The sequence below is a fragment of the Pseudomonas subflava genome, assembly GCF_023823685.1.
GTDB lineage: Bacteria > Pseudomonadota > Gammaproteobacteria > Pseudomonadales > Pseudomonadaceae > Aquipseudomonas > Aquipseudomonas subflava.
The window spans coordinates 339,205-356,111 of sequence record NZ_JAMXBF010000006.1 but is presented as its reverse complement, the minus strand read 5'-3'; the positions used below and the strand labels follow the sequence as shown (position 1 = coordinate 356,111).

Sequence of the window (16,907 nt, the reverse complement as noted above, 5' to 3'; positions counted from 1 at the left end):
ACTGCGAGCGGGCCTCGATGGAGTTGCCTCAGATCTCCAGCGGAGCGACCTCGTGACCGGCTACCGCCTGCTCGGGAATGGCGATCTCGATGGGCATGCCATCTTCCGACGCCACCACCTCGCGCACCATCTCCCAGTCCAGGCGCATGTCGCCGCCCAGCTGCTCGTTCTTCAGCAATGCATTGATCACCGCGGTGTGCTTGTCCACCACCGATGGCTCCCCGCTGTCGCTCAGCGGCTCGTGGGCCTCGAGATAGACCTTGCCGCCGCTCACGCCGAACTTGTACGGCTCGTTGATGATGCGTACGGAAGTACCCACCGGCGCCATCTTCGCCAGTTCAAGGACGTTGTTGTTGAGCATGCGGAAGCAGCCATGGCTGACGCGCATGCCGATACCGAATTTCTTGTTCGAGCCGTGGATCAGGTAGCCGGGGGTGCCCAGGGTGAACTTGAACGGCCCCAGCGGATTGTCCGGGCCGGGCGGCACATAGGCCGGCAGCGGATCGCCATCGGCAGCGTGCTCCGCACGAATGGAGGCCGGCGGGGTCCAGCCCGGGTTCGGCGTCTTGGCGATCACGGAGGTGTGGGCGATCGGCGACCCCCAGCCCTCGCGGCCGATACCCAGCGGGAAGGTATGCACCACGTCCTGCCCCTTGGGGAAGTAGTACAGGCGGTACTCGGCCAGGTTGATCACGATGCCCTCGCGCGGGCCCGGCGGCAGGATGTAGCGCGTCGGCAGGATGATCTCGGTCCCCTCGCCCGGCAGCCAGGCGTCCACGCCAGGGTTGGCCGCAACCATCTCCAGATAGCCCAGGTCGTTGGCCGAGGCGAGGTCGGCGAAGGTGTCCTCGTACTTGGCCTTGATCACCTGGACCTGGCCGACGATATCTTCGCCCGGGGGCGGCAGGGGCAGCTCGAGGGCGGCAGCGGGGCCGGCCGCGATCAGGCCGGCGAGGCTCAGGGAGCGAGCGAGCGACAACATCCGTAAATCCTTGGCAATGGGTGAGGGAAAGACTCGGGATTGTACACGGGCGGCAAACGGGCCGGGAGTGCTCAGGCGTCGGGCCACAGGGGTCGATCGCCGCGGCGCTGGGCCTCCAGCGTCTCGCGGCAATGCGGGCACAGGCGCTTGTCGCGCAGTCCCGCTCGGCTCACGTCGCGCAGCACCGGCAGGGCCGGCAACAGGCCGCCACACAATGTACGGTCCGCATAACCGCCAAGCTCCAGCTGACGAGCGACCAGATGCACTCTCGCCTCGCGGCAGGCGAACAGGTCGAGCTGTTCGTCCGGCACGATCAGTTGGTAGGCGAACAGGGACCAGGCAGGGCGCGGCATTCAGGGCTCCGAAGCGGGGGCGCCACGATAGCCGAAAGCCAGCAGGCAAGGAAGGCTCAGAGCAGCGGTTCCAGGCTCGGCCAGACGTTCTCGAGCATCTTCGTCTGAGCCGCGGCCGCCGGATGGATGCCGTCGGCCTGCATCATGCCCGGCACACCACCGACGCCCTCGAGCAGAAACGGCACCAGCGGCACCTGTTTATCCGTCGCCACATCGCTGAACACCTGGGCAAAGGCCTGGGTGTAGCGCTGGCCATAATTGGGCGGCAGGCGCATGCCCAGCAGCAGCACGCCCGCGCCGGCAGCACGCGACGCATCTACCATGCGGGCAAGATTCTGTTGCAATTGCGCGGGCGGCTGGCCACGCAGCCCATCGTTACCACCGAGTTCGATGATCACCAGTTGCGGACGATGCTGCGCAAGCAGCGCAGGCAGCCGCGCGGCGCCGCCGGAGCTGGTGTCGCCACTGATCGACGCGTTCACCACCTGATGCTCGAAACCGCCGTCCTGCAAGCGTTTCTGCAGCAGGGTGACCCAACCCTGGCGGGTATCCAGTCCCAAAGCGGCGCTGATACTATCCCCGACCACCAGGACGGTGCCGGCCAGTGCGCCCTGGGCCCATAGCAGCAGCGCCAGCGCACCGCTCATCAACAATGCACGCATCGGACTCTCCATGAGCGCAAGCATTCTCACTGCGCGGCACCTTAGCAAAGTGGTTCCCAGCACGGAAGGCGAGCTGGCCATCCTCCACGACCTCTCCCTCGATCTCGCCGCCGGCGACAGCCTGGCCATCGTCGGCAGCTCAGGTTCGGGCAAATCCACTCTGCTCGGCCTGCTGGCAGGGCTCGATTTGCCGAGCGCCGGCGAGGTCGAGCTAAGCGGTCATGCACTGCAAGCCATGGACGAGGACAGTCGCGCCCGGGTGCGCGCCGAGCATGTCGGCTTCGTCTTCCAGTCGTTCCAGTTACTGGACAATCTCAACGCGCTGGAGAACGTCATGCTGCCGCTGGAGCTGGAGGGTCGTCGCGATGCCCGCCAGCGCGCCGCGAGCTTGCTGGAGCGGGTCGGCCTGGGCCAGCGCTTCGGTCACTATCCCCGTCAACTCTCCGGAGGCGAGCAACAGCGCGTGGCCATCGCCCGCGCCTTCGCCGCGGAGCCGGCGATCCTGTTCGCCGACGAGCCGACTGGCAACCTCGACAGCCACACCGGCGAGCGCATCAGCGATCTGCTCTTCGAGCTCAACCAGGAGCGCGGCACCACCCTGGTGCTGGTCACCCATGACGAGCGTCTGGCCCACCGCTGCCGCCGGCTGATCCGCCTGGAAGCCGGGCACCTGGTCGAGAGCGTCGAGCCCTGATGATCGCCCGCCTCTTCGTCCTCGCCTGGCGCCAGTTGTTGCGCGACTCCCGCGCCGGCGAACTGCGCGTCCTGTTCTTCGCCCTGCTGGTGGCCGTGGCCGCCAGCACCGCCATCGGCTATTTCGGCGCGCGCCTCAACGGCGCCATGCTGCTGCGCGCCACCGAGTTCCTCGGTGCCGACCTGGTACTGGGCGGCAGCGCACCGGCGGCCCCCGAGCAGATCGAGGCCGGCCGCAAACTGGGGCTGGAGCATGCCCAGGTAGTGGAATTCGCCAGTGTCATCGCCGGCGACCAGGGTATCCAGCTGGCCAGCATCAAGGCTGCCAGCGGCAACTATCCGCTGCGGGGCGAATTGAAGAGCGCGGCCGAGCCCTATGCCGCCGACCGTCCCGGCGGCGGTCCGCAACCCGGGGAGGCCTGGGCCGAGTCACGACTGTTCGCCGCGCTGGACCTGAAGGTCGGCCAGAGCATCGAGGTCGGCAACCGCCAGCTGCGCCTGACCCGGGTGCTGACCCACGAGCCGGACCGCGCCGGCGATTTCTACAGCCTTACCCCGCGCGTGCTGATCAACCTGGAGGACCTGGCCTCCACCGGCGTGGTGCAACCGGGCAGCCGGGTGCGCTATCGCGAGCTGTGGCGTGGCGACAGCGACACCCTCGCCCGCTATCGCCAGGACATGGAACAAGAGCTCGCCCCGCACCAGCGCCTGGAAGACGCCCGCGACGGCAATCGCCAGATCGGCGGCGCGCTGGGGCGTGCCGAGCGCTACCTGAACCTCGCCAGCCTTGCCGCCGTGCTGCTGGCCGGTGTGGCCGTCGCCCTCTCCGCCACCCGCTTCGCCGCTCGCCGCTTCGACGCCAGCGCACTGTTGCGCTGCCTCGGCCTGTCTCGACGCGAGGCGCTGGGCCTGTTCGGCTTGCAACTGGCCATGCTCGGCCTGATGGCCAGCCTGGCCGGTGCGCTGCTCGGCTGGGTCGGCCAGTTGGTGCTGTTCAAGCTGCTGCAGGGCCTGCTGCCCTCCGGCGTGCCGCCTGGCGGTCTGCTGCCCGCGCTGGCCGGCATGGCCACCGGCCTGGTGGCGCTGGCCGGTTTCGCCCTGCCGCCCCTCGCGGCCCTCGGTCGTGTTCCGCCGCTGCGCGTACTGCGCCGCGATCTGTTGCCGGTGCCGCCCAGCTCCTGGCTGGTGTATGGCGCCGCGCTGGCCGCGCTGGGCCTGATCATGTGGCGCCTGAGCCTGGACCTGAAGCTGACTCTCGGCCTGCTCGGCGGTGGTGTGCTCGCCGCGCTGCTACTCGGCGGTGCGTTGCTGCTCGGCATGAACGCCCTGCGTCGATTGTTGGCGCGCGCCTCGCTGCCCTGGCGTCTCGGCCTCGGCCAGCTGTTGCGCCATCCGCTCGCCGCCGCCGGCCAGTCGCTGGCCTTCGGCCTGATTCTGCTGGCCATGGCGCTGATCGCGCTGCTGCGTGGTGAACTGCTCGACACCTGGCAGGACCAGTTGCCCGATCAGGCGCCGAACCACTTCGCCCTCAATGTGCTGCCGGAAGAGCGTGAGGCCTTCGCGGCACGTCTCGCCCAGCTGTCGCCGCACCCGGCGCCGCTCTACCCGATAGTCGCCGGGCGCCTGACCCTGATCAACGGCGAGCCGGTGCGCGACATCGTCAGCAAGGACAGCCGCGGTGAGCGCGCCATCCAGCGCGACCTGAGCCTGACCTGGGCGGCGTCGCTGCCAGACGGCAACCAGCTGCTGAGCGGACAATGGTGGGACGTGCTGCCAGAGGCCGAACGCCCCGGCGTCTCGGTCGAGTCGGAATTGGCCGAAAGCCTGGGCCTGAAGCTCGGCGACGAGCTGACCTTCAGCGTCGGCGGCATGGAACGCAAGGCACGGGTCAGCAGCCTGCGCCAAGTGGAGTGGGACAGCTTCCAGCCGAACTTCTACATGATCTTCGAGCCGGGCACCCTGCAGGACCTGCCCGCCACCTACCTGACCAGCTTCTATCTGCCGCCGCAGAGCGAGCAGCAACTGGTGGCGCTGTCGCGGCAGTTCCCGGCCGTCACCCTGTTGCAGGTCGAGGCGTTGCTGGAGCAGCTGCGCAGCATCATGGCCCAGGTCAGCATTGCGGTGGAGTACGTGCTGCTGTTCGTCCTCGCCGCCGGCCTCACCGTGCTGTTCGCCGGCCTGCAGGCGACCCTCGACGAGCGCCTGCGCCAGGGCGCGCTGCTGCGTGCGCTGGGCGCCGAGCGGCGTTTGCTACTGCGCGCTCGGCGCGCCGAGTTCGGTCTGCTCGGCGCCGGCAGCGGCCTGCTGGCGGCGGTCGGCACCGAACTGGCCAGCTTCCTGCTCTATCGCTACGCGCTGGAGCTGGAGTGGCAGCCACATCCCTGGCTGCTGCTATTGCCGCTGATCGGCGCACTGCTGGTGGGCGGAGCTGGCGTCTGGGGCACGCGGCGCGCGCTGAATGCCTCGCCGCTGACCGTGCTGCGCGAAGTCTGAGCTTGCTAGAATCGCCCGACCTCAAGACCTCGCGAGCACCATGAGCCGTTATCGTCCGCCCCGCACCGCCGGCACCCCGCTGATCACTCCCGAAGGCGAGGCGCGCCTGCGCGCCGAATTGCATGAGCTGTGGCACGTGCGCCGGCCCCAGGTGACCCAGGCGGTCAGCGAGGCCGCGGCGCTTGGCGACCGCTCGGAGAACGCCGAGTACATCTACGGTAAGAAGATGCTGCGCGAAATCGACAGCCGCGTGCGCTTCCTCACCAAGCGTCTGGAAAACCTGAAGGTGGTGGACGCCCGCCCGGCCGACCCGAACAAAGTCTACTTCGGCGCCTGGGTGACCCTGGAAGACGACGATGGCGCCGAGTCGCGCTACCGCATCGTCGGCCCCGACGAGCTGGATCTCCGCCAGGGGCTGATCAGCATCGACTCGCCCTTGGCTCGCGCTCTGGTCGGCAAGGCGCTGGACGCCGAAGTACGGGTGCAGACGCCCGGCGGCGAGCAGGCGTTCTACATCACCGCCATCGACTATCCCGGGTTCAGCGCAGGCTGATCAGGCCCTGACGAGCGACGCGCACCAGCTGGCCGATCAGCTCGTGGTTCACCGGGCGCGCTTCGGCGCCCACCACCACCAGATCGAAGGCGTCCGCCGGCAAACGTGCCAACTCCTGCGCCTGAGCGTCGGCAAAGCGGATCAGGAAATTGCGTGCGCCCGGCCAATGCTTGGGCCAGCCTTCCAGGCTCTTTAGCAAACGGGGCTGATGGCTGCCGACCAGCAGAACATGCGGATGGCGATTGACCGCGGTACGCGGCAGGGGGGAAAAATACAGATGGGTGCGCGAGCAACTCATGGATGCAGTCTCAGCCTCGTAATCCCGCCGGACTGCGGTGGGAGGCGACACCGGCCAGCGCTTTAGCGGTATTCGCCCAACCGGGCGGCGCCCCGCAAGTTGCTCTTAAATCGGCGCCATGGGGTGCGATCCTAGGAATGCCACCCGATGCTGTCAAGGTAAGCCCATGCTGCGACTGTTCTTCGCCCTGCCCTGTCCGCCCGCTGTCGCCACGCAGATCGACGCCTGGCGGCGCAGCCGAGCCTTCAGCGGACGGCTCGTACCGACGGCCAATCTGCACCTGACCCTGGCTTTCCTGGGCCATCAGCCCGAGGAGCGTCTGGCGCTCCTGCAGCAACTGCCACCGCAGCTGCCTCTGACCGAACTGTCCTTCGAGCTTGAGCTGGATCGCCTCGACTGCTGGCACGGCGGCTTGCTCCATCTCGCCCCTGGCCGAGTGCCCGAGCGGTTGCCGAGGTTGGTCGAGGGGCTCAATGCCCTGTTGCTCGGGAACGGCCTGCCGGTCGAGCCGCGCACCTACCGCCCGCACCTAACCCTGGCGCGCGAGAGCTCCCGTCCCGAACGCTCCGACTGCCCCGTTTTCTCCTGGCGAGCGGACGAGCTGGTGCTCTACCGCTCCGAGCAGGGCCGATACCTGCCGCTGTCCCGCTGGCCGCTGGGCTGAGCGCCGAACAGACGTGCCCCGGACCGTCGCCCTCCCCGCGAGGGGGCGTGGCTGTTTCTCCCGGTAACAATACCCAGCGCAGCGGCAAAGCCCGGTTCACGGGGCCTGCGTCGCAAACGGCCGTTTAGAGCCTTCGTTCTAAAATTGCTGGAATTGGCATAGATCCTGCCCCGATTCGCCGGCTGCAGTACCAGTTCCAGGAAGGAAGTGGACGGCTGACGCAAGGACGGATCACTGCCTACCCCACCGTTCGAGAGCGCTACATGAATAATAAGAAGACCCTGCTCGCCCTCTGTGTCGGAACCAGCCTCCTGCTGGCCGGCCACGCCAATGCCGGCCTGTTCGGCTCCACCGGCTACACCAAGACCAAGTATCCGATCGTGCTGACCCACGGCATGCTGGGTTTCGACAGCATACTCGGCGTCGACTACTGGTACGGCATTCCCTCCTCGCTGCGTTCGGACGGCGCCAGCGTCTACATCACCGAAGTCAGCCAGCTGAACACTTCCGAACTGCGCGGCGAAGAGCTGCTCGACCAGGTGGAAGAAATCGCCGCCATCAGCGGCAAGGGCAAGGTCAATCTGGTCGGCCATAGCCATGGTGGCCCCACCGTGCGCTACGTCGCCGCCATCCGCCCGGACCTGGTCGCCTCGGTCACCAGCGTCGGCGCGCCTCACAAGGGTTCGGACACCGCCGACTTCCTGCGCCAGATCCCGCCGGGCTCCGCTGGCGAAGCGCTGCTCGCCGGCATCGTCAATGGCCTGGGCACGCTGATCAACTTCCTCTCCGGCAGCCCGAGCGATGCGCCGCAGAATTCCCTCGGCTCCCTCGAGTCGCTCAACAGCCAGGGGGCGGCGGTGTTCAACGCCAAGTACCCGCAGGGCATTCCGACCAGCGCCTGCGGCGAAGGCGCCTACAAGGTCAACGGCGTCGCCTACTACTCGTGGAGCGGCACCAGCCCGCTGACCAACTTCCTCGACGTCAGCGACCTGCTGATGGGCGCGAGCTCCCTGACCTTCGACGAGCCCAACGATGGCCTGGTCGGTCGTTGCAGCTCCCACCTGGGCAAGGTGATCCGCGACAACTACCGGATGAACCACCTGGACGAGGTCAACCAGACCTTCGGCCTCACCAGCCTGTTCGAGACCGACCCGGTCACCGTGTATCGTCAGCAGGCCAACCGCCTGAAGATGGCCGGCCTCTGAGCCACGAATCGGGGCCCGTCGGGCCCCGATGTTTTTCTCCTGCCGAGTCCCGCCGTGAACAAGCCCCTGCTCCTGACCGTGCCACTGCTGATCGGGGCCGGCATTGCCGCGACCCTGTACTTAAACCCCATCGAAACCCACCAGCCCAAAGCGCCACGCCCGACACCCACGGCGACGCCCGAGCCGATGGCACCGCCGCAACCGGAGAGCGGCGCTCCGCCGCCGTCGGCGCTGACCGCCGACATCGCCCCACTGCCGCCCTCCTTCGCCGGCACCGAGGTCGACGGCCAGTTCCGCCTCGACGAGGCCGGCAACCTGCTGATCAGCATGGATATCCGGCGCATCTTCGACTACTTCCTCAGCGCCTATGGCGAGGAGAGCATCAAGGCCAGCGTCGATCGCCTGCAGGCTTACATCCGCAGCCAGCTCGACGAACCTGCCGAGGGCCAGGCCCTGGCCCTGCTGGAGCAGTATCTGGACTACAAGCGCCAGTTGATCCAGCTGGAAAAGGACCTGCCGCAGATGGCCAGCCTGGAGGCCATGCGCCAGCGCGAAATGGCGGTGCAGGGTTTGCGCGCCGGCATCTTCAGCCCCGAGGCGCATCGCGCCTTCTTCGCCCAGGAGGAGGCCTACAACCAGTTCACCCTGCAGCGCCTGGCGATCCGCCACGACCGCTCGCTGAGTGACCAGGAGAAGACCGAGGCGATGGATCGGCTGCGCGCCGGCCTGCCGCAGGAGCTGCAGGAAATGGCCGCGCCACAACTGCAGGCCGAGCTGCGCCAGCAGACCGCCGCGCTGCAGGCCCAGGGCGCAAGCCCGACGCAGATTCAGCAGTTGCGCCTGCAACTGGTCGGTGCCGAAGCCACCGCGCGTTTGGAGGCGCTGGACCAGCGTCGCCAGCAGTGGCAACAGCGTCTCGACGAGTACCGCCGGGAAAAGGCGCGGATCGAAGCCAATGGGGGCTTGAGCGAGGACGACCGCCGCACGGCCATCGCCAGCCTCGCGCAGGAACGTTTCGACGAGCGCGAGCGCCTGCGTCTGGAGGCCGCGGAGCAACTGGCCGAAAGCCGTGAGAAAAAACTCTGAATGTGAAAAGGCCCGCGATGGCGGGCCTTTGACTGCAGCAGGATGAGGCTCAGCGGGCGATGGCGCGATCCAGAGACAGCTTGCCGGCGCCTTCGATGACCAGTACCGCGCTGATCAGGCCGAGGATCATGGCGTATTCGAAGCCGTTGCTGGTGATGAAGAAACCGTTGGCCCAGTGCACGGTGGCCGCGGCCACCACCATGGCGATCAACAGGGACACCGCCGCCGGACGCACCAGCAGGCCGACCACCAGGGCCAGGCCGCCGAAGAACTCGGCGCTGCCGGCCAGTGCGGCCATCAGGTAGCCCGGGGTGAGGCCGATGCTTTCCATCCACTGCCCGACGCCTTCCAGACCGTAACCGCCGAACCAGCCGAACAGTTTTTGCGCGCCATGGGCGGCGAAGGTGAAGCCGGTGACGATGCGCAGCAGGGTGATGCCGTAGCCGGCGTTGGAGGACATCAGTCGGGTGATCAGGTTGCTCATGTGCCAGGTCCTTGTGGAGGAGATGTGGTGTGTGTGAGGCACATATTATTCGAAATTTACGATCTTGAAAGCGCAAATAAGCGCTCAATCCAATCGAATAAATAGATTTATTTCGAGCCACCGATCGTTGGGTCCAGCAGGTAGCGTTCGCGATCATAGGCCAGGTAGTACTTGTTCACCGCGTTGACGTAGCTGACCACGCCCATGCCAAGCTGCTCCGCGGCCACGCGCTCGACCTGGAAGAACCAGCGATTGGCATCGAGGCCGCGCCGGCGGGCTTCCGCACGCAGGCCCTGCACCCGCTGCGGTCCCATGTTGTACGCAGCCAGCACGAAGGCCATGCGCTCGCTCTCGGCGATCTGCCGGCTGGCGAAGAATTCGCGACGGATGAGTGCCATGTAGCGAGTGGCGGCCAGCACGTTGTTGTCCAGCGCCTGGATATTGCCGACGCCCACGCTGCGCGCCGCCGCAGGCGTGATCTGCATCAGCCCGGTGGCCCCGGAGGCACCGCGCGCCGCCGGGTTCAGCGTGGACTCCTTGTAGGCCACCGCCGCCAGCTGCAGCCAGTCGAGATCCTGCTTGCCGCCGTGCTTCTGCAGCACGCTGCGTACCCGCTCCAGGCGCTGACGGTCGGCACGGGCCGTGGGATTGCGTACCTTGTAGGAACGCCGATAGATGCGCTGGAACGCCGAGTCCTGGTCGCCAGGCGTTCGGTAGCCATCGAGGAAGCGGTCGATGCTGGCGCGCAGCATGGGCGATCCGCGGCGCACGAACCAGCTCATGTCGCCCTCTTCGCCCACCACCAGATGGCGCTCGATGCGCAGCCGCGGCATCACCTTCTGCCAGCGCTCGGCGATCGGCAACTCCACGGACGTCCAGGGATAGATGCCCGCCTGCACCATCTCCAGCACATCCTCGACCGCGAGGCTGGGATCGGCCCACTCCACCACGATCGGCGGCTTGCCGCGCTGCGCCAGGCGCTGATTGACGTCGCGCAGCGCATCGCGCACGGCGCTGCCCACCGGCAACGTCAGGCTGCGCCCGGACATGTCCTCCAGACGGCGGTAGTGACGATTGCCGCGGTTGCCGACCACCACCAGCGCCACGTCGCGGCGAATCGCCGTGCTGGCACTGATGCCCAGCCCCGGATGGGCCTCGAGCAGCTCACCGGGCGCGACCAGATCGCCCTGGCCCTTCTGCAACGCGGCGACCAGCTGGTCCTTGGGTTTGGGGATGATCTTCAGGCGCAGCTCGCGCCCGTCGCGGGCGTTGCGGTTGAGGTACTGGCCGAAGGCGCGCAGGCGCTGGTATTCGATGCCGATGGCCTGGCCCTTGATCTCGCCGGAGCTGTCGCGGCTCTGGTTGACCAGCACGCGCAGCTCGCCGCTCTTGCGGATCTCCGCCAGGTCGCGCTGACTGCCGGCCTGTGGCAGGTTGCCGCCCAGGGCGCTCAGGCGCGCCTGAGCCGGCAGCGTCGCCAGCAAGCAGAGCAGGAGCAGCAGCGCTCGCGTCATCGGGCCTCCGGGTGGAACCAGGTCAAGAATGAGCCCGGTCGTCTGAGAGCAGCCCGCCGACGGATGGTTCCGTGGCGAGGGGCGCGGAGGTTGGCACAGCGGCCTTCAACGCGCCAGCCCGAGCTGACGGGAAGCATCAACAAGCATGTTTAACTCCCTGTTATTTCTTGTTTTATAGCGCGAAGGCAGGCTCTGATATGCTGCCCCGCTCGGCTTTGAGGTAGCACCATGCAACTCATCGACATCGGCGTCAATCTGACCCATCCCAGCCTCGCGCGGGAGCGTGAGGCGATACTCGAACGGGCCCGCGCGGCCGGCGTCTGCCAGATGGTCCTGACCGGCACCAGCCTAGAGGAGAGCGAGAAAGCGCTGGCGTTCTGCCGTGAGCTGGACGAGGGCGGCACACAGCTGTTCAGCACGGCCGGCGTACATCCTCACGACGCCGATCAATGGAGCGCAGACACCGCCCGTCAGCTACGCGCCCTTCTGGGTGAAGCACCGGTACGTGCAGTGGGCGAGTGCGGGCTGGACTTCAATCGCGACTTGTCGCCCCGCGCGCAGCAGGAGAAGGCCCTGGAAGAACAGCTGGAGCTGGCGGTCGAACTGCAGATGCCGGTGTTTCTCCACGAGCGCGAGGCCGGGGAGCGGCTCCTCGCCATTCTCCGCCCTTTCCGCGATCACCTGCCGGCCGCCGTGGTGCATTGCTTCACCGGCGAGAAGGCGACGCTGTACGGCTATCTCGATCTCGATCTGCACATCGGCATCACCGGCTGGATCTGCGACGAGCGCCGCGGCACCCATCTGCATCCGCTGATGCGCGACATCCCGGCCGGTCGCCTGATGCTGGAGAGCGACGCACCCTACCTGTTGCCGCGCAGCCTGCGGCCCAAGCCGAAGAGCGGGCACAACGAGCCGGCTTTTCTCACCGAGGTGTTGCGCGAAGTCGCGCTGCACCGCGGCGAGAGCCAGGAGGCCCTGGCCGCGCACACCACCGCGACCGCCCGTGCCTTCTTCGGCCTGCCTGCGCGCTAGTCGAACACCGTGGTGGTCTGCCGGCTCAGCGCCAGCAACTGGCCGTCCGGGGTCCACAGGCGAGCGGCGATGTGACCGTAGCCATCGGCGGCATGCTCGATTTCGGCGCGGTACAGGCACCAGTCATGGGTGGTCAGGTTGGGAATCGGGTGGACGAACTCGATGGTCCAGGTCAGCGAACTGCCAGGAGCCGGCTTGCTCAGGTGCGACAGCACGGCCGGCGGCCAGGCGTCGACCAGAGCGAGCAGATGGGCCTCGGTCACCCGGTCGCGGCTGACGTCGCTGCGCAGACGCACCCAGCCACCCATGTGGCGCGAAGGATTGCTGCTGAAGGGCATGCCGCCCTCGCCCCAGCGCATGGCCAGGAAACGGGTGAACTCGGGAGTGACGCCGGCCACGTAAGGCAGTTCCTGGCACTCTTCAACCGCCTTCATGGCGGGCGCCGGCTCGGCCTCGACGCGCACCGACGACTCGCGCGAAGCGCCGAAGCTGCCCTGGGCCATCGCCACCACCGCGCCGTTCTGCACCGCGCGGCCCACCACCTGGACCACGGACTTGCCCTCGCGCAGTACCTCTACCTCGAACGCCACCGCCTCGCCCATCAGCAGGGGGCCGACGAAAGTGATCGACAGTGAACGCACCGGGCGTCCCGCCGGCACCTTGAGACGCATGGCCTCGTAGACCATGGCGGCCACCAGGCCACCGAAGGTGGCCCTGCCCTGGCCCCACAGGCTTGGGACGACAACGTGTTGCGAGTGCGTATGCACCGCGTGGATCAGTTCAGCGAAGGTCATGCGCAATCTCCTTTCATGCTGACGGAAGCTTAGAGAAAAGCGCGCGACGAAGGGAGAGACAGTGCCGCCAATTCAGCGGCGATATTGCCGGTCATTCGGCTCTGCGACGGGGGTTTACTGCCGACGCGTCGCCGCGCGCCAGGGCAGCTCGCGGCGCAGACGGCGCAGCAGCAGACGCAGCTCCTGCGGGGCACTCGCCCCGCCGGCGTAGCGCTGAGCCTCGAAGGCCTGGGCGAAGGTGGTAATCGCGTCGGCCTGCCGGGGCATCAGCGCCGCCGCTCGCGCGGCGAAGTCGCGAACGCCCTCGCCCCTGGCGCGCCGCAGACCGTGGCGCAACAGCAAAGCCTCGAAGCGACGCAGCTGGCGCTGCTGCGGATCGCGCTCGCGCCGCCAGGGCTTGAACAGCCAGAGAGCCAGCAGGCCGAGCAGCAGACCACCACCGCCGACGATCGCCACGGCCATGCGCTTCCAGTTGAGCGAGCCGAACAGGCGCTGCAACAACCCCAGCTGCTGCTCGCTGCGATAGCCCAGCACCCAGCGTTGCCAGCTGTAGTTGATGTTCTCCCAGGCGAGACGCAGGTCGTTGATCCAGCCGACGTTGCGATAGCGCAGTGGGGAGAACGGCGAATCCTCGAGGAAGGCCTCGTCGTCGGAGTACGCGTCCTGGGCGCCCAGGTCGATGCGCTCCGGCGCGACCTGAAAGGTCGGGTCAACGCTGGTCCAGCCGCGCCCTTCCTGCCAGTACTCGACCCAGGCATGGGCGTCGAGCTGGCGGACGGAGAGGTAGTCTCCGCTCTGGCTCAACTCCCCACCCTGATAACCCGTTACGACGCGTGCAGGAATCCCTGCCGCGCGGAGAACAAAGGTCATAGCACCGGCGTAATGAGCACAAAAACCCTTTTTGGTGCGGAAAAGAAAATCGTCAATGCTGTCGTCCCCTAAAGTTGGGGGCTTAAGCGTGTAGCTATATGGTTGCTGATTAAAATGCTTGAGTACCGCCTCGACCAAGCCCTTAGGATCGGTGTGTTCGCGTCGCAGTTGTTCAGCCCACTCACGGCTCAGCGGGTCCCCTCGACCAGGAAGCTGCAGGGTTCTGCTGAGCATACCTCTGGTCTGGGTAGGCTCTCGCACAGCCTGCGGCCACGAGCGCACCTGGTACATCAGGTTCTGTGTGACTGGACGCCTTTTCTCCAAGCGGAAATCGCTCATTAGATAGATATCTTTTTGTTCGACCACCGCGACGTCGAGGGCAAACAGCCACTGTGTACCCGTGGGTTGCATGATGACCGAGTAACTAACAGAAGGCCCCTGCTTCAACCATACGGGCTGCGTTCTTTGCTGAGCCCCCCAAGACTGCGACCAACGTCGCCCGTCGAAATGCTCCAAGGTCAAGGCACGCCAATACAACTCTCGCCTCGCGGGTACCTTCCCATCGAAGCTGGCCCGAAATGCCAGCGCGGGCGACTGGCTCAGCTCGGCGATGTCCGCAGGCGCCATGCTGTCGGAAAGCCCCGTCATCGCCTGCTGAGGGTTGGGCAGGCTCCATAAGGGCCCCATCCGCGGAAAGAACAGAAACAGCAACAACATCAGCGGCACCGCCTGCAGCATCATCGAAGCCGCCAGCTTGACGGTAGCGCCCGGCCGCTCGGCCATGCCGCTCTGCTGCATGCCGATCAGCGCGGCCAGCAGTGCGGTCACCGGCAACAGGCTGTACAGCGCCGCGAGCAAGCCGTCGTCGAACAGGTAGCCGGTTACCACCACGAAGAAGCCGAGGAAGATCAGCACCAGCCCGTCCCGTCGGCTGCGCAATTCCACCAGCTTGAGGATGAAGGTCGCCACCAGCAGCAGCGCGCCGCCGTCCAGGCCGATCAGGCTGCCCCGCGAGAAGAACGCGGCGGCGCCCGTGGCGATCACCAGCGCAATGCGCTCGATGCCCGTGGGGAAACGCGCGCGCATGCGGAACACCTGCACCCGCCAGCCGGCGCATAACAGCCACAGCCCGGCGATCCAGAATGGCAGATGCAGCAGGTGCGGCAGGATCACCAGTACCTGCGCCACCAACAGCCAGGTCAGGGCGATGCGCGGGATCGGTTGGACCGCACCCGGTTGGACCGCACTCGGCTGCGCCGCTTTTGTTTGCGAACGGGTCATGCGCGCTCACCATGCAACGCCAGTGCACGCAGGCACGCCTGCCGATGGGCATCGCCGTGGCTGGGACTCAGCTCGACGCCCGGCAGACGCAGGCCATAGGCCTGCTGGCGGCCTTCGAGTTGCAGCACCCAGTAGCACAGGCGCGACAGGCGCGTTTCCACGTCGCCGCCGAGCACCTGGAAGTCCAGCCACAGGTCGCGGCCGGCCAGCGCGGCGAAGTCCTTTACCAACAGCCCCTGGCCGCGGGAAAAGGCCTTCCAGTGCAGGCGCCGCTTGGAGTCGCCCGGCTGGTAGCTGCGCAGGCCCTGATAATCGTCGGCGCCCTGCCCAGTCGCGCGGCGCCCTTCCTCTTCCTCGTCGGCAGCACCGTCGGCGGCCAGCGGCAGATCGCCTTCCAGCGGGCGCGGATAGACCAGCACGGCCTGGTCCAGATCCACCCAGCTCCAGGCCACCAGGATGCCCAGGGGAAAATGGCTCTCCACGCGCATGCGTTCCGGCCGCAACCAGCCGCGACGCAGCGCGGGAAGGCTCAGCTCGCACTCGCGCTGGCCGTTGGCCGGCACGTCCATCCGCTGCAGCGGCTGCGGCGGCCAACCGAGGCCGATGGCCATGTGCGCACGGCCCTCGCTCTCCAGGCGCACCCGGAAAAGCGCCTGTTCGCCGGCGAACACGGCACCGCTGGCGCCCGCCTTGAGGATCAGCCCGGCGAAGTTGCGATAGGTGTGCAGGATGGCGACAACGAACACCGCCGCCAGCAGAAAGGTCAGGCCGTAGGCCAGGCTGTTCTCGTAGTTGATGCCGGCCAGCAGCATCAGCACCAGCACCACCGAAAAGGCGGCACCGACCCGGTCGGGCATGATGAAGATGCGCCGCTGGTTCAGCTGCACCCGGGTCGCCGCGGGAATGCGCCGCACCACCCAGCGGCGCCAGCGCGCCTTGAGCGACGTCGGCAACATCACACCGCCGGCACTTCGCGCAGCAGCCACTGCACCAGCGCCCCGCCGCCATGGCCGGCCGGGTCGGCGCGCTCGCGCAGGCGATGGCCGACCACGGCCGGCAGCACGGCCTGAACGTCCTCGGGAATCACGTAGTCGCGGTTGGCCAGGAAGGCCCAGGCGCGCGCCGCGGCCAGCAGCGCCAGGCTGGCCCGCGGCGACAGGCCCCAGGCGAACTGTGGCTCGCTGCGCGTGGCCTCGACCAGGCGCAGCACGTAGTCGACCAGCGCATCGCTGGTGCGCACCTGCGGGATCAGCGCCTGGATCGCCGCCAGCTCGGCATGATCGAGGATCGGCTCCAGGCGCGGCAGAATTTCCCGGCGTGCCTCGCCCAGCAGCAATGCGCGCTCGGCGGCGCGGGCCGGATAGCCCAGCGACAGCCGCATGAGGAAGCGGTCCAGCTGCGATTCCGGCAGGGCGAAGGTGCCGCCGGAGCTGACCGGGTTTTGCGTGGCGATGACGAAGAACGGCTCGGGCAGCGGACGGGTGGCGCCCTCGATGGTCACCTGGCCCTCCTCCATCGCCTCCAGCAGCGCGCTCTGGCTCTTCGGCGTGGCCCGGTTGATCTCGTCGGCCAGCACCAGCTCGGCGAAGATCGGCCCGGGGTGGAAGACGAACTGTCCGCTGTCCTTGTCGAACACCGAGGTGCCGAGGATGTCGCCGGGCAACAGGTCGGAGGTGAACTGGATGCGCTGGAAGCTCAGCCCGAGAATCCGCGCCAGAGCATGGCTCAGGGTGGTCTTGCCCATGCCCGGAAGATCTTCGATCAGCAGATGCCCGCGGGCCAGCAGGCAGGTCAGCGCCAGGCGCACCTGCGGCTCCTTGCCCAGTAGCACCTGGTTCACCTCGTGCAATACCGCGTCCAGTTTCGTCCGCATCGTTCGCTCCTGTTCCGATCCCTGGATGCTACTGGTCGGGGCCGACGGGGCAAAGCGCCGCGAAACAGTT

The 16,907-nt window shown here is 67.4% G+C and carries 17 protein-coding genes; 7 read left to right on the top strand and 10 right to left on the bottom strand.

Going from position 1 to position 16,907, the window contains the following annotated elements; genetic code table 11:
* Positions 1–28: 28 nt before the first annotated feature.
* The 3 genes from NF616_RS10815 to NF616_RS10805 all read right to left on the bottom strand — a co-directional run bounded on the left by NF616_RS10815 (position 29) and on the right by NF616_RS10805 (position 1,997).
* Entirely contained in the window at positions 29–982 is a 954-nt protein-coding gene (locus tag NF616_RS10815; RefSeq protein WP_252273275.1) for a L,D-transpeptidase family protein, read from the bottom strand.
* 71 nt (positions 983–1,053) lie between these two features.
* Positions 1,054–1,335: a hypothetical protein gene (locus NF616_RS10810; protein ID WP_252273273.1), complete on the bottom strand. Its 282-nt coding sequence runs from the start codon at positions 1,333–1,335 to the stop codon at positions 1,054–1,056.
* Between the two features lie 56 nt (positions 1,336–1,391).
* Positions 1,392–1,997, bottom strand: a complete 606-nt coding sequence (locus NF616_RS10805) for an arylesterase (protein ID WP_252273272.1) — start codon at positions 1,995–1,997, stop codon at positions 1,392–1,394.
* Between the two features lie 10 nt (positions 1,998–2,007).
* On the opposite strand from NF616_RS10805, the gene NF616_RS10800 reads away from it, so the two are divergent.
* Genes NF616_RS10800 through greB form a run of 3 tightly spaced genes read left to right on the top strand, consistent with a single transcriptional unit; the run spans position 2,008 to position 5,736 of the window.
* On the top strand, positions 2,008–2,691 hold the full coding sequence (locus tag NF616_RS10800; RefSeq protein WP_252273271.1) for an ABC transporter ATP-binding protein: 684 nt from the start codon (positions 2,008–2,010) through the stop codon (positions 2,689–2,691).
* A complete protein-coding gene (locus NF616_RS10795; protein WP_252273270.1) occupies positions 2,691–5,183 on the top strand; it encodes an ABC transporter permease in 2,493 nt (830 codons plus the stop codon). Before NF616_RS10800 ends, NF616_RS10795 begins: the two co-directional genes overlap by 1 nt.
* Positions 5,184–5,223: 40 nt before the next feature.
* Positions 5,224–5,736 (top strand): transcription elongation factor GreB, encoded by a 513-nt coding sequence (gene greB, locus NF616_RS10790; RefSeq protein ID WP_252273269.1) that lies wholly within the window; start codon positions 5,224–5,226, stop codon positions 5,734–5,736.
* Here greB and NF616_RS10785 read toward each other — a convergent pair.
* Positions 5,723–6,034 (bottom strand): class I SAM-dependent methyltransferase, encoded by a 312-nt coding sequence (locus NF616_RS10785; protein WP_252273267.1) that lies wholly within the window; start codon positions 6,032–6,034, stop codon positions 5,723–5,725. The genes greB and NF616_RS10785 overlap by 14 nt on opposite strands.
* A 166-nt stretch (positions 6,035–6,200) precedes the next feature.
* Here NF616_RS10785 and thpR point away from each other — a divergent pair, with 166 nt between their 5' ends.
* The 3 genes from thpR to NF616_RS10770 all read left to right on the top strand — a co-directional run bounded on the left by thpR (position 6,201) and on the right by NF616_RS10770 (position 8,989).
* The gene (gene thpR, locus NF616_RS10780; protein ID WP_252273266.1) at positions 6,201–6,698 is read left to right on the top strand and encodes an RNA 2',3'-cyclic phosphodiesterase; all 498 of its coding nucleotides are present in this window, start codon (positions 6,201–6,203) and stop codon (positions 6,696–6,698) included.
* 263 nt (positions 6,699–6,961) lie between these two features.
* The gene (locus NF616_RS10775) at positions 6,962–7,903 is read left to right on the top strand and encodes a triacylglycerol lipase (protein ID WP_252273265.1); all 942 of its coding nucleotides are present in this window, start codon (positions 6,962–6,964) and stop codon (positions 7,901–7,903) included.
* Positions 7,904–7,957: 54 nt separating this feature from the next.
* On the top strand, positions 7,958–8,989 hold the full coding sequence (locus NF616_RS10770; protein ID WP_252273264.1) for a lipase secretion chaperone: 1,032 nt from the start codon (positions 7,958–7,960) through the stop codon (positions 8,987–8,989).
* A 49-nt stretch (positions 8,990–9,038) separates the two neighbouring features.
* Here NF616_RS10770 and NF616_RS10765 read toward each other — a convergent pair whose 3' ends face one another.
* Positions 9,039–9,473 carry a DoxX family protein gene (locus NF616_RS10765; protein WP_252273263.1) on the bottom strand — a complete coding sequence of 145 codons (435 nt, stop codon included), beginning with the start codon at positions 9,471–9,473 and terminating at the stop codon, positions 9,039–9,041.
* Positions 9,474–9,580: 107 nt separating this feature from the next.
* Positions 9,581–10,987: an MltF family protein gene (locus NF616_RS10760; protein WP_252273262.1), complete on the bottom strand. Its 1,407-nt coding sequence runs from the start codon at positions 10,985–10,987 to the stop codon at positions 9,581–9,583.
* Positions 10,988–11,215: 228 nt separating this feature from the next.
* Between NF616_RS10760 and NF616_RS10755 the strand changes: the two genes are divergently transcribed.
* Positions 11,216–12,019, top strand: coding sequence for a TatD family hydrolase (locus NF616_RS10755; protein ID WP_252273261.1), 804 nt, complete (start codon positions 11,216–11,218; stop codon positions 12,017–12,019).
* Here NF616_RS10755 and NF616_RS10750 read toward each other — a convergent pair.
* The 4 genes from NF616_RS10750 to NF616_RS10735 all read right to left on the bottom strand — a co-directional run bounded on the left by NF616_RS10750 (position 12,016) and on the right by NF616_RS10735 (position 16,837).
* Positions 12,016–12,813 (bottom strand): acyl-CoA thioesterase, encoded by a 798-nt coding sequence (locus NF616_RS10750; RefSeq protein WP_252273260.1) that lies wholly within the window; start codon positions 12,811–12,813, stop codon positions 12,016–12,018. The genes NF616_RS10755 and NF616_RS10750 overlap by 4 nt on opposite strands.
* 114 nt (positions 12,814–12,927) lie before the next feature.
* On the bottom strand, positions 12,928–14,964 hold the full coding sequence (locus NF616_RS10745) for a transglutaminase TgpA family protein (RefSeq protein WP_252273259.1): 2,037 nt from the start codon (positions 14,962–14,964) through the stop codon (positions 12,928–12,930).
* On the bottom strand, positions 14,961–15,920 hold the full coding sequence (locus NF616_RS10740; protein WP_434091880.1) for a DUF58 domain-containing protein: 960 nt from the start codon (positions 15,918–15,920) through the stop codon (positions 14,961–14,963). Before NF616_RS10740 ends, NF616_RS10745 begins: the two co-directional genes overlap by 4 nt.
* Entirely contained in the window at positions 15,920–16,837 is a 918-nt protein-coding gene (locus NF616_RS10735) for an AAA family ATPase (RefSeq protein WP_252273257.1), read from the bottom strand. Before NF616_RS10735 ends, NF616_RS10740 begins: the two co-directional genes overlap by 1 nt.
* Positions 16,838–16,907 lie beyond the last annotated feature (70 nt).

Bases quoted from the DNA above. Each gene is read 5' to 3' on its own strand.
- NF616_RS10815 (WP_252273275.1), bottom strand. From the start codon at position 982: ATGTTGTCGCTCGCTCGCTCCCTGAGCCTCGCCGGCCTGATCGCGGCC.
- NF616_RS10810 (WP_252273273.1), bottom strand. From the start codon at position 1,335: ATGCCGCGCCCTGCCTGGTCCCTGTTCGCCTACCAACTGATCGTGCCG.
- NF616_RS10805 (WP_252273272.1), bottom strand. From the start codon at position 1,997: ATGCGTGCATTGTTGATGAGCGGTGCGCTGGCGCTGCTGCTATGGGCC.
- NF616_RS10800 (WP_252273271.1), top strand. From the start codon at position 2,008: ATGAGCGCAAGCATTCTCACTGCGCGGCACCTTAGCAAAGTGGTTCCC.
- NF616_RS10795 (WP_252273270.1), top strand. From the start codon at position 2,691: ATGATCGCCCGCCTCTTCGTCCTCGCCTGGCGCCAGTTGTTGCGCGAC.
- greB (WP_252273269.1), top strand. From the start codon at position 5,224: ATGAGCCGTTATCGTCCGCCCCGCACCGCCGGCACCCCGCTGATCACT.
- NF616_RS10785 (WP_252273267.1), bottom strand. From the start codon at position 6,034: ATGAGTTGCTCGCGCACCCATCTGTATTTTTCCCCCCTGCCGCGTACC.
- thpR (WP_252273266.1), top strand. From the start codon at position 6,201: ATGCTGCGACTGTTCTTCGCCCTGCCCTGTCCGCCCGCTGTCGCCACG.
- NF616_RS10775 (WP_252273265.1), top strand. From the start codon at position 6,962: ATGAATAATAAGAAGACCCTGCTCGCCCTCTGTGTCGGAACCAGCCTC.
- NF616_RS10765 (WP_252273263.1), bottom strand. From the start codon at position 9,473: ATGAGCAACCTGATCACCCGACTGATGTCCTCCAACGCCGGCTACGGC.
- NF616_RS10760 (WP_252273262.1), bottom strand. From the start codon at position 10,987: ATGACGCGAGCGCTGCTGCTCCTGCTCTGCTTGCTGGCGACGCTGCCG.
- NF616_RS10755 (WP_252273261.1), top strand. From the start codon at position 11,216: ATGCAACTCATCGACATCGGCGTCAATCTGACCCATCCCAGCCTCGCG.
- NF616_RS10750 (WP_252273260.1), bottom strand. From the start codon at position 12,813: ATGACCTTCGCTGAACTGATCCACGCGGTGCATACGCACTCGCAACAC.
- NF616_RS10745 (WP_252273259.1), bottom strand. From the start codon at position 14,964: ATGACCCGTTCGCAAACAAAAGCGGCGCAGCCGAGTGCGGTCCAACCG.
- NF616_RS10740 (WP_434091880.1), bottom strand. From the start codon at position 15,920: ATGTTGCCGACGTCGCTCAAGGCGCGCTGGCGCCGCTGGGTGGTGCGG.
- NF616_RS10735 (WP_252273257.1), bottom strand. From the start codon at position 16,837: ATGCGGACGAAACTGGACGCGGTATTGCACGAGGTGAACCAGGTGCTA.